Genomic DNA, 16,667 nt, shown 5'->3' on the forward strand with positions numbered 1-16,667 from the left:
GAATGCAGGATAGTAGTGTGCAGGTAACATTTCAGAGTGAGTATACACATCAACCCCCGTTCCCTGTGTCTGCTTCAGGAGCATTTCCAAATCCAGTAGGTCATGACCAGAAACCAAGATGCCCGGACGAGTGCCAACACCGATATTTACTTTGGTAATTTCAGGATTGCCATATGCTTCAGTATTTGCTTTATCCAACAATGCCATACCGGAAACGCCGTACTTACCGGTCTCCAGTGTCAGTGCTACCAATTCGTCAGCAGAAAGGCTGTCATCTAACGTAGCCGACAGGGCACGCTGTAAAAATGCATCTACCTCGCCATCCTCTTGAAGCAAAACATTCGCATGCTTTGAGTATGCAGAAAGACCTTTTAAGCCATAGGTTATCAGTTCGCGTAAAGAACGAACATCTTCATTTTCTGTGGAAAGCACGCCTACCACAGCGGCTTTGGCATCAAAAGCAGCTTCTTCCTCATCCCAAAGTGCCGCTTCAGGCAGAGCTTCTTTGTTTTTCACTTGGGCAATTAATTCTTTCTTTGTATCCAAAGTGGCACGAATGCGAGCGATGATAGCTTCTTTATCAAAATTGGCATTTGTAATTGTTGTAAAGAGATTTAGTGTAATCAAGTGATTGATCGCCTTGGTAACCTCTGTTCCTTCAGTACGTAATGCAGTTGTAACAGCAGACAGACCCTTGGTAACATAAATCAATAAATCTTGCATTGCTGCAACATCTGGCTTTTTACCACATACACCTACTTGTGTACATCCTGTGCATCCTGCTGTTTCTTGACATTGATAACAAAACATTTTATTTTCCATGGTTTTTCCTCCAAATTTTTTTTATTTTTTTGTATTTTTAGTTGCTTCCCATCAAACTGCAGGCGGAAAAACAACTGTGAGCAACATTTTAAATGCTTCCTTTGCAAAGACCGCATGGGGCTTCTTTGCAGGCATGATCAGGGACTCGCCTGGGTTCAAAACATATTCAGTGCCATCCACCGTGAATTGGCCAGTCCCCTCCAGAACGATAACCATTGCATCACCGGTGGAATCATGGGAACTGATTTCCTCTCCCTTATCAAAAGCAAAAAGGGTTACGCTGACATGAGGATTCTGGGCTAACGTTTTACTTACCACTTGACCCTTCTGAATAGTGACTTCGTTGGCTAACATTAAGGCTTTTTCGTGTTCCATATTTTTAATGTAGCTCATACAATCGCCTCCTTAGTCTGTATTTTCAATGGCACCCACAGGGCAACCACCCTGAGCTTGAGCCGCTGACTCCAACACTTCTGGGGGAACTTCTCCTTCAGAAGCAATTGCTACGCCTGCATTATTCATTTCAAAAACCTCAGGACAAGCCATTGCACATAATCCACACCCGATACAACTGTCATTTACAAAATACTTCATAAGAAACTCTCCTTTCCAAAATCATCTTTATACTTTTGTTGGCTTCATTTGTTGAACTCAGTATAACATGGTGTAAACAACATTTATGTTGTTTTAACAACGTAAATAAAAAAATTGTAAATTTAGGTAAATCCATATTTTTTTTGTAATTTTTAAAGTTTAAGGCTGCCTTTCATTTAAATCAAAGGAAGCCTCACATAATGCTTTTATCCTAATTAATAAAAAAAGACAATGTTACCTCCACACAAGCAATTGAACTGTAATGTTCATATTTGAAAGAAAAGATAATCATTGTCTATTTTACTTCTGATAAATTTTATAGATTTTCTTATTTTACTGAATACCCAAACATTCCTACCATTAAGCGCTTAAAAATTCCTCTAAAACAGGGCTAAACCAACAATATGCTATCCATTGTGAATAGTTTTCCAATTCACCTGAAACGCAAATTATTACCTGTATGAATGAAACTCTAAATAATAAAAACTTTGAATATCCAGTGCTTTGTCCTCCCCCTATAAGCTTTTTCAAAGTTTGAGAATCTATTTGAAAACCCTTCTTACAAATACTGATATTCCTTGGTTTATGATTACGTAATGAACAAAAAAAAGCCCACCAAACCTTAGAAGGTCTTGGTGGCTTTAATCTTTATACAGAGAACAATGTTTTTATGTAATTTCAACAGCCCTACTTCTTTATCTTTCTTTAATAGACAAATAAATGTTAAAGGGCATATCTTCTATTAACATACTTAAACTTATTACATCCGGCAAACTAGAAATTACGGTAAACTCTCCCGTCATTAATGTCGGTGTAGAAATATCCGTTTTTCTTCCCTTTTCGGAAAGAGAAATACTTGCATTGGCAGCAAGCATATTGCTTAATTCTGAAATAGCGCTTTGAGCAAGTTCATCAAAATCCACTACCTCCATGCCAAACATCATATAGGAAGCAATTTTTTTCGCACATTCCTCTTGCATAGATAAAAATACATTTCCTGTCAAATCCCCAATAATGCCTATAATGCTAATAACTCCACTGGATTCGATTTGTTTGTTATGATTTTCTTCGCCAATAAATTTTACATCGCTTATCCCCAACATAGGGACCACATTCAATACCGCATCTTTAAATGCACTTATAATCTCTTCATTCATTACATTCGCTCCTATTAAAACCTACGCTCATATAAATTTCACCAAAAAGGGTATCTGCTTCTACTGAAGTGACAGTATCCAATTTCAATTTAGAAATGGTAATGGACTCCCCATGTACTACAGTAGGTGGAGCAACGCGCAATCCAAATATTTCATTATTCTTATTCAGCATAGAGCATGCATTTCCTGCTATAATGTTGGCCATTTCACCCAACACATTAATTACATACTCTTCTGATAATTCTTCTTTTTTAAGCACGCTGGAGGCTGCCTTTCTTGCCGAATCAAAGGACATATCTAAAATCATTCTGCCTGAGTACTTACCGATTACCCCCATAACCACAGAAACCCCTCTTGATGTGTATTCATCATTACAGGTTCTTGCCTCTTGATAAGTGGGAACAGCCTTGAAAAATTTATTAAAGGTATCTGTCAAAGCCTCTTTAAATGCCGTAAAATACAACTGTTCCAGTTCTGCAAACAATTCTTCATCCGCCATAATACGGCGAATCAATAAAGAAAGCTCGTCCCCATCAACAGGCTTTTGAACATAACCGGATACCTTTTCTTTCTTTGCTTTTCGCAGAATTTCTTCATCCATCATAGAACTGATTACCACTACCTTTAAATCTGGATCAATTTTTCGAAGGGCTTTTGTGCACTCAAGGCCGTCTGCATCGGGCATTGTCATATCCATTGTCACAAGATCAGGTTTTAAAGCAGAAACAACTTCTACTGCCTCTTTCATAGAATTTGCACTTCCGATGACCTCAAAGCCTTTTTCCTGAAGGATATTGCTTATCATTGCCACCGAAAAAAGAGAATCATCAACTATAACTATTTTTATATCTTTCATTATGCACCTACCCTTATCCCACGTAAAATCAGTAAACGTTTTCCTCAACCCACAAATTATATTTTCTTATGTTTTTTTGAGCTTCTCTCCCCTTTCTTTTTTACAAGTTTACCTTTTTTTGTATATTCCTATTATAGCCTATTCCTTTTCGTGCGCATAGTGCTTTATCGTAATTTCAATAGAAATTTATTGTAAACCATTACCCCTTATATCATTTAAAATATATTTTCATTCCATTAGCAAATATCACGACTAAAACATCATCTCTCCTGGTTTATAGCCCCGTGGTAATTCTTCTTCTTCCAAAAATTGAAAATCTTCATCCTGCAATATTGGCAAAAAAACTTCGGTGGGAATTCTTGTGAATTCGCAGGCATAGTTATTGGAGCCAAACCAACCACCTTCTTTACCCCGTAAATTCATTCCACGGATAAACTTTGTATGATTAGAGCAATCATGAACAGCCAAATCCCAATTTTCTTCATCGGCAATTTTCATGAATTTCAAGGTCAATTCCCTACTCCAAATGGGAGAAATATAACCATGGCGAGATATATACATATTTTCACCGGCATAATTTTCTATATTGTTTCCGTTTAAATGCAATTCAGCACAATTTATAAAGTCTAATTTTGTATCTAAAATTGCTTGTTTTTTCTTGAAGAAAACCTCAAAAAGTTCAGGTGTCATAGGTGTTTCAATGCCTACACGCTTGATATATTTCTTTGCAATTCCAATATTTTCGATTACCTTATCGGAACAATTTGACGCGCCTAAATTAAAGCGAATTTCATCAAGACCAGCTTCTCCCAACGCCTTCAACGTCTCTTCTGTTGCCAGAATACCATTTGTATACAAATGCTGATGAACGCCAGCATTTCTGAATTTCTTAATAATAGAATAATATTTTTCAATTTCCATAAATGGCTCTAAATACACATAGGAAACGCCTGTTGGCTTTTCTTGAATAGACAGAAGTAAATCAATATCCTTTTCATAATATTTGGTGCCACCAATTTCCCAAAGGCCTTCACCAATGGGTTCTATATCATCAAGCTCACCATAGTTGTAGCAAAACTTACACTCTACATTGCATTTATTGGTCTTTCTGATGGCACTCAGTCCAGTACCCAACAAGCAAGAACAGCATCCCTTAGGAAATTTGCTATCATTGCCTACATAAAGGGTTCGATGATTCAGTGTTTTCAAATTTTTTATTTCTGCCATAAGTTTTTCATTTCTATCATCAACAGCAGCTTCAATTTGTGCAAAGACCGCATAAATGATTTCTTGCTGTTTTGTCAAAAATTCTTCCTCTTCTGGCAAAGCAGAGAAAAATTCAAACCACATCAAAGCATCTTTTTTGGAAATCTTCATATCTTTCTATTCTCCTTTAATTATCCTGCAAAACTTAAATTATTATCTAAGCAGTTTTCATCTGTGTAATGCAAACGCTTGTTATTAACGTATTTATATTTTTTGATGCAGTTTCTGAAAAAGCACTTTTCTATAGCAGCACTCACTCAAACACAAATATGGCACAAAAAATATCCCCATGCATCGATCATTTACCTTTATTCTTTAGATTTAATCAATTATAGCACACCGTCTTCAAAGGGAATAGTCATCTTATGTAATTTCCCATGTATTTTCTATTAAGCCATGTTTATATATTTTTACTATTTTTTAATGTGAAAATAAATTGATTGATTAATTTTGTGGATTCTCATACGAAGCAAAACGACTATCTGCACATGAAACAGATAGTCGTCTTCATACTTAAAATTATTAATAAACTTCAATTGACTTAGATAAATAAATTTACATTTGATTCTTCTGCATCTCCAAGATAGGATGCTACCCCTGCAAATTCAACTCCATCAATGAGCTCATCTTTCGTAATTCCCATTATGTCCATAGACATGGTGCATGCAACTAAGCGAATTCCATTTTTCAGCCCATGCTGCATCAAGGTTTCAAGAGAATCCACATTTTTATCATTCATGACCTTTTTCATCATGGCTGTTCCCATGCCCGCCATATTCATCTTGGAAAGCTTCAATTTCCCACTTCCCCTAGGCATCATAGCTCCAAACATTCTATCCATGAAAGGCTTCTCTACAGAAGGCCCATTAGACTTTCTCAGCGCATTTAATCCCCAGAAGGTAAAGAACATGGTTACAGGTCTACCCATAGAGGCTGCACCATTTGCGATAATAAAGGACGCAAGCACCTTATCCAAGTCACCGCTAAAAACTATAATTGTTTTTCCCTGAGGTGTCTCAATAATCTGATTTTCCTTTTGCACCTTGTTTTCCGTGCCCTTTTTAATATAAACAATATTTTCTTTATTTTGTCTTTCTGTTTTCACCAAGGTGTTGCCTGTTCTACGACACCAAGAATCTATATCAGCAGCAAAGCCCATATCCGTAGCAGAAACTTTTAGCAATTCATTCTCCTTCATACCGGAAATGGTTTCATGCACTTTCATAATTGGCCCTGGACACTGTAATCCACAGCAATTGAGAATTTTCATCTCTTTATCAGAAATCTGCACTGGTTCTACTGTTTTTTTTTCTGCCTCTTTTAATTGAACCTTACTTTTTTTATAATGCATAGATTTATAGAAGCTGGTTCCTCCTGATAAAACTATAACATCTTTAAATCCTTTTTGAATCAGCACTCTTGCCGCATTATAGGAGCGAACACCAATGGTACAGTACAAAATTACCGTTTTATTCTTATCCAATTCACTCCATCTGGCATGAATCTGTCCTGAAGGGATATGGATAGAGCCGGGAACTGCAAATACCATTCGTTCCATTTCCTCCGTCACATCCAACACGGTATAGGAATTCTTTTTGCTTTCATCTGACAAAAGAGCATCTAATTCATTCCAGTCAATGAATTTCACCTGACCTCGCAGAATATTTTCGGCCACAAACCCCAACATATTTACGGGATCCTTTGCAGAGGAAAATGGTGGTGCATAGGCAAGTTCCAATTCCTCTAATTGATAAATCGTTCCATCCAGTCGCATCGTTGTAGCAAGGGTATCAATTCGTTTGTCAACCCCATCCTGCCCTACAATCTGACCGCCAAGGATTTTTCCATCGCCATCAAAAATCATTTTCAGGGTTAAAGGTGTTGCTCCTGGGTAATAACCAGCATGGGATTTCTGATTAATCAAAGCCACATAATAATCTTGGTTCTTTACCTTGCCCATTGCCTTTAATTGCTTTTCATTCAGACCTACGCTTGCAACATCTAAATCAAATACTTTTGCCACTGCAGTTCCCATGGTTCCATTATATTTTTTCTTGTCACCTACAATGTTGTCGGCCAAAATCCTCGCCTGTTTGTTTGCAGGCCCTGCCAAAGGAATCATTGTTTTATCTTTTGTAATATAGTGGGTAACTTCGATAACGTCGCCCACAGCGTAAATATCAGGAATAGAGGTCTGCAGATAATCATCCACCAAAACGCCGCCTTTTTGATTCAAAGCAAGCCCAGCCTGTTTTGCCAGCTCATTATTTGGACGAACGCCGATAGATAAAATTACCATATCCGTTTCCACTACATTACCACTGGTTAGCTCAATTTGAATTGTAGTCCCTTTATGATGGAACTCCTTTACGCCATCACCTAAAATCAAGTTCACGTTATTCATTATCATATTTTCATGAACCAAATTTGCCATTTCAGGGTCGACTGGAGCCATAACTTGAGTTTGCATTTCAATCACAGAAACCTCTAAGCCCTCTGCATGAAGATTTTCCGCCATCTCTAAGCCGATAAACCCGCCACCGATAACTGCCGCACTTCTAGGTTTTTTCTCATTGAGATAAGCCTTAATTCGGTCAGTATCCGGTACTGTCCATAAAGTAAAAATATTTTCAGCATTAATTCCAGGAATCGGAGGCTTAATTGGTGAAGAACCTGTTGCCAAAATCAAATTATCATAAGTTTCTTCATAAACCTCTCCGGTTTTTTTATTGGTTACTTCAATCTTCTTTTCTTCGGGAATGATTTTTGTTACCTCACTGGATACCCGTACATCTATATGAAATCTATCTCGCATTACTTCGAGCTTTGTTACCAGAAGAGCATCCCTTGACTCGATTACACCACCAATATAATAAGGCAATCCGCAGTTTGCGTAGGAAATATAATCACCGCGCTCAAACATGACAATTTCCATAGAATCATCTCTTCTGCGAAGTCTTGTTGCTGTGGTAGCACCTCCGGCTACGCCGCCGATGATAAGTGTTTTTTTAGCCATATCAATATCCCCCTTAATAACGTTTGTTATTTGTCTAACTAATCTTTGAACTCATTATAATCTTTATACAAAGAAATTTCTGTAACCTTGTCACAAAGAAGAATTCTGTTATATTCCGCAATCCCTTTTGTTCTATTGCAGATTACATTCTAAAGAGAATTGGGGGTTTTGCTAAAGTTAATATCCAAAGGGCTTGTCATTATTTTTCTTTGCAATACAACCTTACGCCAACCAGCGCACACCCCTCCAAATAGGGAGTATGGGTTTTATCCAAATATTCCAGTATTTCTTGGCTTTCAGCACCGGGTTGAATCAAGATATATTTATAATCTTTATTGCATTCCTTTATTAACTTTAGCCCCTTGGAGGGATGAATGCACAAATCAATGACATCAATTGTATCAGGAACATCATTGATCGAAGGCAGCTCTTTTCCTACGCTGTAAACCTTGTAGCCATGCTCTGTCAGTTCATTTTTAATTTTATAAGCGTATTTTTCCTCATTTAAAGTATCACCAACAACTGCAAATACTTTTTCCTGCATAATATCCTTTAAATCCATATAATCACCCTCCACAATTCTATTTTCATTTTGTCTAAGAACTTTCTTTTTTCCTTTTGTTTCCGCTAACCTCTAATAATTATCATTATATATCATTTTTTTACAAATTCAACTGAGAAGTAATTATAACCCACATTTTTTACTAACTCTAACATTTGGAGCTCTCAAAAAGGGAAACCATTTCATTTTCGCTATCTTTCAAGTCAGTCTATATTATTTTTTCTTTAATCCATTGCTTTTATCCAATTTCATTTTTTGGAGCTATCATACTTCAGTATTTCTAAAAAATCATTACTAATTCATTGATAAACTGATAGAAGATATACATATGGCAATTAAAGAACACTTATAAAAATCCTAATAAAAGAAAAAACCTCTATGCAAGTACTTCAACATTAGAGGTTTATCATCTTAATTATTTTAATTCTATTTTTATTTATATTGATGTAATACGTGATCAACTACGCCAATTACCTTGCCGCCTTGTACAAATACCCGGGGTACTCTTTTTGTAACAACGCAAGTAAGTTCATAGTTGATGGTTCCAAGCATATCCGCCAATTCTTCAATAGGCAATACTTGATCACCCTGATGTCCGAAGACAACCACTTCATCCCCCATCTTTACATCAGGAATGCCTGTTACATCCAGCATTAGCTGATCCATACAAACACGTCCCACAACAGGAGCAAAGTGTCCGTTTACCAGCATTCTTGCTTTATTGGATAAGGAGCGATTATATCCATCGGCATAACCAATGGGAACTGTAGCAATAACTCTATCTGTTTCGGCTGTGTAGGTTCTTCCGTAAGAAAGCTGAGAACCAGCTTTTACGTGCTTAACTAAGCCAACTGTGGTTTTCAATGTCATTAATGGTTTTATGTCAATCATGCCTTCACACTCGCCTGAGGGGAGCATACCGTATGTAATGATTCCGGAGCGGCACATGCCTAAATGTTTTTCGGGGTAAGCAATGGTGGTTGCGCTGTTTGCACAATGGGGAATACCAACATCCACACCTGCATCCTTTAACGCATTTACCATTTTGTTAAAACGAGTAAACTGCATTTCAGTAAATTTAGGGTTGTCCGCCTGATAAGCATCTGCCACTGCATGGTGGGTAAAAATGCCTGTGATATGAAGATTTGGCATTTTACTTACCTCAATCAATTCCTGTAAAGACTCATCAAAGTGATCTTCATCTACCTGGAAACCCACCCGGGTCATGCCCGTGTCCAATTTCACATGAACGTCAATGACTACACCGGCTAATTCTGCTTCTTTTTGCAAAGCTTTTGTATAATCCATGCCAACCAAAGTCTGTGTTATCTTATTTTCATTCATAATACGAACAGTTTCAATGGGAGTATAACCTAAAACTAAAATAGGTTTTACAATCCCTTCATTACGCAAACTCATGCCTTCTTCGATATTAGAAACGCCAAACCAATCAAAACCTGCATCCTGCAAAGCACGCGCCACAAAGCCATCACCATGGCCATAAGCGTCAGCTTTTACAATACCCATTACCTTTTCTCCAGCAGCTAACTTGGATTGAATACTCTTGATATTATGCGCCAATGCATCCATATCAATTTCTGCCCAAGTTCTTTTGATAAAATCCATCTCATTTCCCCCTTTGCTTTCTCACTTGAATCAAAGTACTTTAGAATAACATTTGTTACCATTAAAACCTCATTTATTATAGTACAATTGCCGAGAATAAGCAATAAACTTCCGGATTTTTGTTCACTTTTACTATGCTTTAAGCCAGATAAAGTCTGGTGAATAATTCATATGCAGATTTGATTGCATCTCCTCCATCCCCAAGGGTTTCTGCATCACCAACTAAGGAATAGGATAGCCTTTCATCCATCAACGGCATTGTTAAATCGGCATATTCACGTGCCTGTGCTCCTGTTGCCAAGAGAACAGCATCTGCTTGAAGAAAAAACTTCTGCTCCCCGATGGAAATATAAACTTTCCCAGTCTCTAAGGCATCCGCTGTGGTGTCTGGCATTAACTGAACGCCATTAGCCTGTAATTGGGATATTAAAGGTCTGGATAACGCTCCAAGGCCTCTTCCAAAAGTAGCCTTAGCTTCAATAATTTTCATTCTACGTTCCTGATCTGTTTCCTTGATAAAAGCCGCTGTTTCCAAACCCACAACGCCGCCACCGATGATTACAATTTGCCCTTCTTCCGACTGTGGTGGCAAAGTAGACACTCCAGATAAAATATCATTGGCAAAAATCCCATTTTCCACTCCTTCAATGCTAGGACTGCTTGGCTGGCTGCCTGTTGCAATAACAGTAAAATATGGCTTCTTTGAAAGCAAGAAATTTGCATCACATTTCTGTTCAAAAATAATCTTTACCCCTAAATTTTTCAATGTTTCTTCCATATAAGCCACATACTGAGAAATCTCACCTTTTTTTGGTGGCTTTGCAGCTAAAATAAATTGTCCCCCCAAGGAAGGTTCCTCAGTAATTAAGGTTGTCATAAACCCACGCTCTGCCGATTTCTTTGCAGCCTCCAAACCAGAGGGACCGCCACCCACTACAATTACCTCTTTGCGAGTAGCTATTTTTCTGCGCTGATTTTCAAAGAATTCCTGACCCACTTCTGGATTAAAGCCACACCATATCTCCTGGCCCTTCAAAACGCTGGTAATGCAACGGTTACAACCTTGGCATGGTAAAAACAGTTCCTTTTGTTCCACTCTATTTGCAAATTGAGGGTCTGCCAAAAAAGCTCTGGCTGTTCCAACAAGGTCACAAAGACTTCCTCCCAACAAGCGCTCTGCTGTTTCCCCATCATGAATGCGATTACAGGCTATTACAGGCAGTCCTGTGTATTTTCTAATTGCTCCCGCCAAAGGAGCATAGGCACCCTTAGATACTCGATAGGAAATTTGGTTAACAGGAGATTCATGCCATCCCCCTGTTACGGTAACGCAGTCAATATTATCCGAAGCCAAACGACAAAAAGAAATGGTATCCTCTAATTCATACCCACCATCCATCATTTGTGCACCGGAAACCTTAAGAATAACAGGTAGCTCTCCAACTTTCTCCCGAACAGTTTGAATCACTTCCAAAGGATAATTCATTCCCCGATTGGTTTCATAACCATAGGAATCTTTTCGTAAATTTGTGATTGGTGACAAAAATTCGGATAATAAGTAGCCCGCAGAAGCACTAATCTCAATTGCATCAACACCTGCACTTTTACAAAACTCCCCTGCCAAAGCGAAGGCTTCCATTGTTTCAGCCAAATCCTTCTCACTCATTTCCATAGGCTCCGCCTTAAAAATTGGAGAAGGCACCGAGGAGGGCGCAACCAAGGGTCTTTCCCCATGGTTTTCTAGGCTTTCATTCCGCCCACAGTGAAACAGCTGTGCAATCAGCTTGCAATCATATTGATGCAACCGTTCCACCAACTCTTTCATGCTTTGCAAAGATAAATTACCTATTTGGTGCATTCCCTTTAAAATTCCAGCCTCATTTACACTCAAAGTTAGCGTTATGGCAGCAGCACCGCCTTTGGCTCTTGCTTCATAATAGGCAAATTCTCTTTCGCTAAATACATCGCTCTCTGCAAAACCTGTGTGCATGGCCAACATAATCCATCTATTTTTAAGTTCCATCTCTCTTATTCTAAATGAAGAATATAACATAAAATCCCTCCGTTATTCTTAATACATAATCAACATTAACTCTGTGGTTGTACTAATATTTCGAGAGCAGTAAGGTTTCGGAAAACATGGGTGCTCCCTAAGAGACTGTTTTCATTCACAATGCTCTTAAAATGAACTGTAATACTTTACCTACTAATTCTCATTTAAATTTTGTAAATTCTGTAAGTCTTGTATTAAAATTATATCATAAATAATGTGTTTTCAAAATGAAAGATAAAAAAAACAAACAAAACCAGCACGAATCAATATATTTTCTATTTAATATAGCTCAAAAGTAATTCTTATTCCTAATTTAAATTATATTCAGTAACTCAGCCATGCTCTGTTGCCTTTTCGCATTTCACAAATAACTTTCAATCTCAGTTTTTTCTACTGAAAAAAAGCAAGTCTTACCGCTAATATGAACAAAAAAAAGAGTAACTTTGTTTAATGCAAAGTTACTCCATAGAAACTATATAATTTAAGCGAATTTCAACCGCGCCATAAGCCCGGGATTTTTCATGATTTGGCGGAACAAAACATATCCCACGCAAGAAACTGCTAAAAACTCACCAATGGCAACTGTGGCCATTCCGAAAAATAAAGGGCACTCCCCTAAAATATAAAGCTCAACGCCGATAAAAGCATTACAGAATACAGGCCATAAACTGGCACCAAATAAGGTTTTACTGTGGGTAATCCCCCAAAGTGCAGCTACTGTACATGCTGTTCCGAAAAACACATCTATCATCCCAAAAGGACTAAATAAATTTGCAATAATACAACCCAATATTAACCCCGGTACATACCGTTTGTCAATAAATGCAAGAAGCACCAGAACCTCTGAAATACGCATTTGGATAAAACCAAATGACAGCGGTGCAATGGCCATAGTCATTACAAAATAGACCGCTGCAATCATTGCAGTAATCACTAAAAACTTAACAGATATCTTATTTTTTCCCATAAAAAAAACCCCCTGTTTTTTATTTACGAGATGGTGGGACAGATCTTCTGTCCTTCGCAAGGAACATCTCATATATTTTGTTTTCTTTAATGAGATAATTATATAAGGTTTTCTCAAATAATGCAAGGCTTATTTCATCTGTGTGCGGCTAAGTCCAATTCTATTTATACAAACAGACCACATCTCATTTTCATAATAAAAATATGATCAGCAGTTTTTTTATGGCAAACAACTCATAAAGATGTATTTCATTTAGATAATTTTATATTTATCAAACAATATCTTTCATTTGTCAGATTTTCTACTAATTCAAACAAAAATCTATAACTTCCGTCGATTTTAACATAGAAAAAAAGTCAATAAATTCTTAGTTTCTACAGTCCTTTCATCAATAAAATGAAATATTTTTCATCCAATTTTGCATTTATTTTAAGCAAATTTCCCAAAAAGTTCTATAACTTCTCATTTTTCGCCATTCTAATCGTTTTTTTTGGTTAATTTTATAAATTTATTTCCAATTTCCTTTTTTTGTGTTGGCTTATTTCACTGAAATTTTTTTTACCCTCTTGAAATCTTCGCCATTATGTAACATAATGTAAAGCATGCGTAATTTTTTTAACAATTACTATTGCGCGATGAAAAGAGAAGAAAAGTATATGTTCATTAGCACAAGGAGGAATTCGTAAAATGAAAGAAAAGAAAAAAGGCATGCTTGACATTGCCGTAATCGGTATGGCATTATTTGCAACGTTTTTTGGTGCAGGTAACCTGATTTTCCCCCCTTACTTAGGGATAAATGCAGGTAGTGATTGGTTCATCGGCTTTTTATGTTTTTTTGTAGCTGACGTAGGGGTGGCATTAGCAGCAATTTTTGCAATGATTAAAACAGGGGATATTTCAATAAATGGTCTCACCGGCAAATTGGGTAGAGTGCCTTCATTTATCATGAATATTTTAGTTGTCTTATGTATTGGGCCATTTTTATGTATCCCGCGTACAGCAGCAACCACTTTCGAAATGGGCGTTATGCCAATTTTCCCTTCTATTAGCTCTTGGGTATTTGGCGCAATCTTTTTTGGCTTAGTACTTCTCTTTGCAATCCGTCCATCTGGCGTAATCGATGTTATTGGTAAGTTTTTTACACCCGCATTGGTTGCCTGTCTTTTAGGATTAATCGTAGTCGGCTATTTACATCCAATTGGTGACATTGTAGTTACAACCAATTTTGATACAGCAAAAGAAGGCGTTCTTTCAGGATATCAAACAATGGATGTTTTAGTATCTATCGTATTCATCATCACTATTGTTTCCGCAGCACACAGCAAAGGATACACTGATAAAAAAGCAACGGTAAAGATTATTACTCAATCCAGCTTTTTTGCGGCATTTGCTTTGTTTATCGTCTATGGTGGCCTGTGTTTCTTAGGTGCTACAACATCTGCAGGTGGCTTTGAAAATTATAATCAGTCTATATTGCTTGTTGCTATTACCCAAAAACTGATTGGCAACTACGGTATCTTAATTTTAGGCATCATTGTTTTCTTTGCTTGTATTACCACAGCAATCGGATTAGTTTCTTCCTGCGCTTCCGTTTTTGTTGAATTGACAAACAATAAAATTTCCTATACAAAAATTGTTATTATTGAAGTAATTTTCAGCTACATTATTTCAAACTTCGGCATTTCTACAATTATTAGCATTGCAGGGCCAATTTTAACACTTTTATACCCAGTAATTCTTGTTATGATTTTCTTAAGTTTCTTTGCAAATAAAATTAAAAACAATAATATCTATATTGGTGCTGCAGCTATGGCTTTATTGGCAAGTGGTGCCGATGTATTATTAGGTTATGGTTTACCATTTGAATTTGTAAAGAGTCTTCCTCTTGCAACATTCCAGTGTGGATGGGTTCTTCCTGCAATCATTGGTGGCATCATCGGTAAATTTATCCCTATGTCCGAAAAAGCACTTCTTGCATCAAAAACGGAACAAGCAGATTTAGCTTAATATGAACGAGCGCTAGTCTGATGACTAGCGCCCTACTTTTTTCATTTCTGTTTTTTCTATTATAAATCGATGGAATATTGGTATGATTCTATTATTTTTATAAAATTATCATTATCAAAATTCACCTCATTTTCACTCTCTTGTTATTTCTCTTAAGTCACATAACCAATAAGAATTCCAACCGTGAATAAAAAATTTCCAATTATCTCTTATGATCTATTTTTGTAATCTTTCAATTTCTTTTTTATCTGTTTTACTTCATACAGCAAAACTCAATTCTTCTATCCTTATCGCCGTTTAATAATTTGTACTTAATTTCTAATTTATGGGTAAATAGCTCCTATTAATTTATTGCTTTTAATCACCTTCTACTATGTCTACTTAATCCCTGAAACATAAAAATAAGGCCACATCTTCTTCAATCAAAAGTTATGACCTCATTATTATCATTAGAACTTTCTTTCTATATCATCAAATTTAAACTTTTCAGATTACGAAAACTAGCAATGTAAAGTTCAACTCTGTTTGCTTATTAGAAGTCGTTTTTTTTCTATTTCAAGCTTGTCCGTGGGATATTGGCAAATTTCATGAACAATGCGTGCAACTTCTTTTTCATGCTTTAAAAAAACCTTTGTAAGCAATGGGTCGAACTGGGTACCAGCCCCCCTCCTAATCTCCTCACAGGCATATTCATGGGTAAATGCCTGATGATAGGGGCGATTGCTTACCATTGCATCATATGCATCGCATATGGAAGTTATCCTTGCCACATATGGAATATCCGTACCGCTTAACCCATAGGGATACCCTTTCCCATTCCACCATTCATGATGATAAACAGCCGTCTGTACAGTAAGCGGAAGAAGAAACAACGGTATCTCTCCTGTACCACTTTCCCTATAATAAGCAAGCAAGTCCTGGGCATAAATTGTGTGACATCGAATAATGTAGCGTTCTTCCACAGTTAATGCCCCTGTTTTATTCAGTATATAAGGAGGGACACAAACCTTCCCAATGTCATGATAATAGGCAGCTCTGCTGTAATACGCAAGCAATTGTGCTTCCTTGGGCTTTGGTAGCCATTCTACTAGCTTTCCAACAAGTATTTCTACATTTAAGCTATGCCTAATTTGATCTTCAGGCAACATATGAATCAATTCATCTGCTGTTAAACCTTGAAAAAATTCAAACAAAATTACGTCCCCCTTTACGCTTTTCCTCTTAGGCTGCATATCAATAATTTTGATTTAACTGGTCCTTATGTTCTTCTTACAATTTTTTACTATTATAATTTAGCTGTTACTTCTTAAAAGAATTAACATTTTCTTGAATAATTATCATCAAATTAGATTTTTGGTTTACTTTAATACATTTTTGGAGTTAATAGAAAACCTTCAAAATGTAGCAGTAAAGATATGTTCCGAATGATAAGATCAAAATTTTACAAAATATTACGTAAACATATGTATTTGCGGTAAAATAAATCTTTCACAACTGATTTCATCCAATTATCATTAACATAAAAACAGCACATAAATCAATTCGTATGGGGGATATTTATATAGGCATCAAAAACGCAGTATACTTGATACTGTGCTCTAACCATAAAACATCGAATTATCAGCACATTTTTTTAATTGTACAATGATTCAGACGGCGCATTTAGAAATTTTAGCTGATGCAATGTGCATGGCATTATACTTCTCCATTGCAGCTTTTTTCTGCTCTATTAAAGAATGGG

At 36.7% G+C, this 16,667-nt stretch carries 12 protein-coding genes and 1 pseudogene; 1 reads left to right on the forward strand and 12 read right to left on the reverse strand.

What is annotated here, in order from left to right; all coding sequences use genetic code 11:
• The 11 genes and pseudogenes from RTK36_RS08210 to RTK36_RS08260 form a co-directional block, all read right to left on the reverse strand.
• Positions 1–822 (reverse strand): annotated as a pseudogene (locus tag RTK36_RS08210) (hydroxylamine reductase); the annotation flags it as partial.
• Between the two features lie 51 nt (positions 823–873).
• Positions 874–1,215 (reverse strand): cupin domain-containing protein, encoded by a 342-nt coding sequence (locus RTK36_RS08215; protein WP_312046094.1) that lies wholly within the window; start codon positions 1,213–1,215, stop codon positions 874–876.
• A gap of 12 nt (positions 1,216–1,227) precedes the next feature.
• Positions 1,228–1,416, reverse strand: a complete 189-nt coding sequence (locus RTK36_RS08220) for a ferredoxin (protein WP_312046096.1) — start codon at positions 1,414–1,416, stop codon at positions 1,228–1,230.
• Between the two features lie 695 nt (positions 1,417–2,111).
• The gene (locus RTK36_RS08225) at positions 2,112–2,573 is read right to left on the reverse strand and encodes a chemotaxis protein CheX (protein WP_312046098.1); all 462 of its coding nucleotides are present in this window, start codon (positions 2,571–2,573) and stop codon (positions 2,112–2,114) included.
• Positions 2,566–3,429, reverse strand: a complete 864-nt coding sequence (locus RTK36_RS08230) for a response regulator (protein ID WP_312046100.1) — start codon at positions 3,427–3,429, stop codon at positions 2,566–2,568. The genes RTK36_RS08225 and RTK36_RS08230 overlap by 8 nt, the downstream gene beginning before the upstream one ends.
• Positions 3,430–3,681: 252 nt before the next feature.
• Positions 3,682–4,806 carry a radical SAM protein gene (locus tag RTK36_RS08235; protein WP_312046102.1) on the reverse strand — a complete coding sequence of 375 codons (1,125 nt, stop codon included), beginning with the start codon at positions 4,804–4,806 and terminating at the stop codon, positions 3,682–3,684.
• 430 nt (positions 4,807–5,236) lie between these two features.
• Positions 5,237–7,711, reverse strand: a complete 2,475-nt coding sequence (locus tag RTK36_RS08240) for an FAD-dependent oxidoreductase (RefSeq protein ID WP_312046105.1) — start codon at positions 7,709–7,711, stop codon at positions 5,237–5,239.
• 199 nt (positions 7,712–7,910) lie between these two features.
• Positions 7,911–8,273 carry a CoA-binding protein gene (locus RTK36_RS08245; RefSeq protein ID WP_312046107.1) on the reverse strand — a complete coding sequence of 121 codons (363 nt, stop codon included), beginning with the start codon at positions 8,271–8,273 and terminating at the stop codon, positions 7,911–7,913.
• 432 nt (positions 8,274–8,705) lie between these two features.
• Complete coding sequence (gene alr / locus RTK36_RS08250) at positions 8,706–9,899, reverse strand: alanine racemase (protein ID WP_312046109.1); 1,194 nt, start codon at positions 9,897–9,899, stop codon at positions 8,706–8,708.
• Between the two features lie 139 nt (positions 9,900–10,038).
• Complete coding sequence (locus RTK36_RS08255; RefSeq protein WP_312046111.1) at positions 10,039–11,952, reverse strand: oxidoreductase; 1,914 nt, start codon at positions 11,950–11,952, stop codon at positions 10,039–10,041.
• A 481-nt stretch (positions 11,953–12,433) separates the two neighbouring features.
• Positions 12,434–12,919 (reverse strand): QueT transporter family protein, encoded by a 486-nt coding sequence (locus tag RTK36_RS08260; RefSeq protein WP_312046113.1) that lies wholly within the window; start codon positions 12,917–12,919, stop codon positions 12,434–12,436.
• Between the two features lie 687 nt (positions 12,920–13,606).
• On the opposite strand from RTK36_RS08260, the gene brnQ reads away from it, so the two are divergent.
• Positions 13,607–14,926, forward strand: coding sequence for a branched-chain amino acid transport system II carrier protein (gene brnQ / locus RTK36_RS08265; RefSeq protein ID WP_312046115.1), 1,320 nt, complete (start codon positions 13,607–13,609; stop codon positions 14,924–14,926).
• Between the two features lie 515 nt (positions 14,927–15,441).
• Here brnQ and RTK36_RS08270 read toward each other — a convergent pair.
• Positions 15,442–16,119, reverse strand: coding sequence for an HD-GYP domain-containing protein (locus RTK36_RS08270; protein WP_312046117.1), 678 nt, complete (start codon positions 16,117–16,119; stop codon positions 15,442–15,444).
• Between the last annotated feature and the right edge of the window lie 548 nt (positions 16,120–16,667).

The sequence above is a fragment of the Anaerotignum sp. genome, from assembly GCF_031981185.1.
Classification (GTDB): domain Bacteria; phylum Bacillota; class Clostridia; order Lachnospirales; family Anaerotignaceae; genus Chakrabartyella.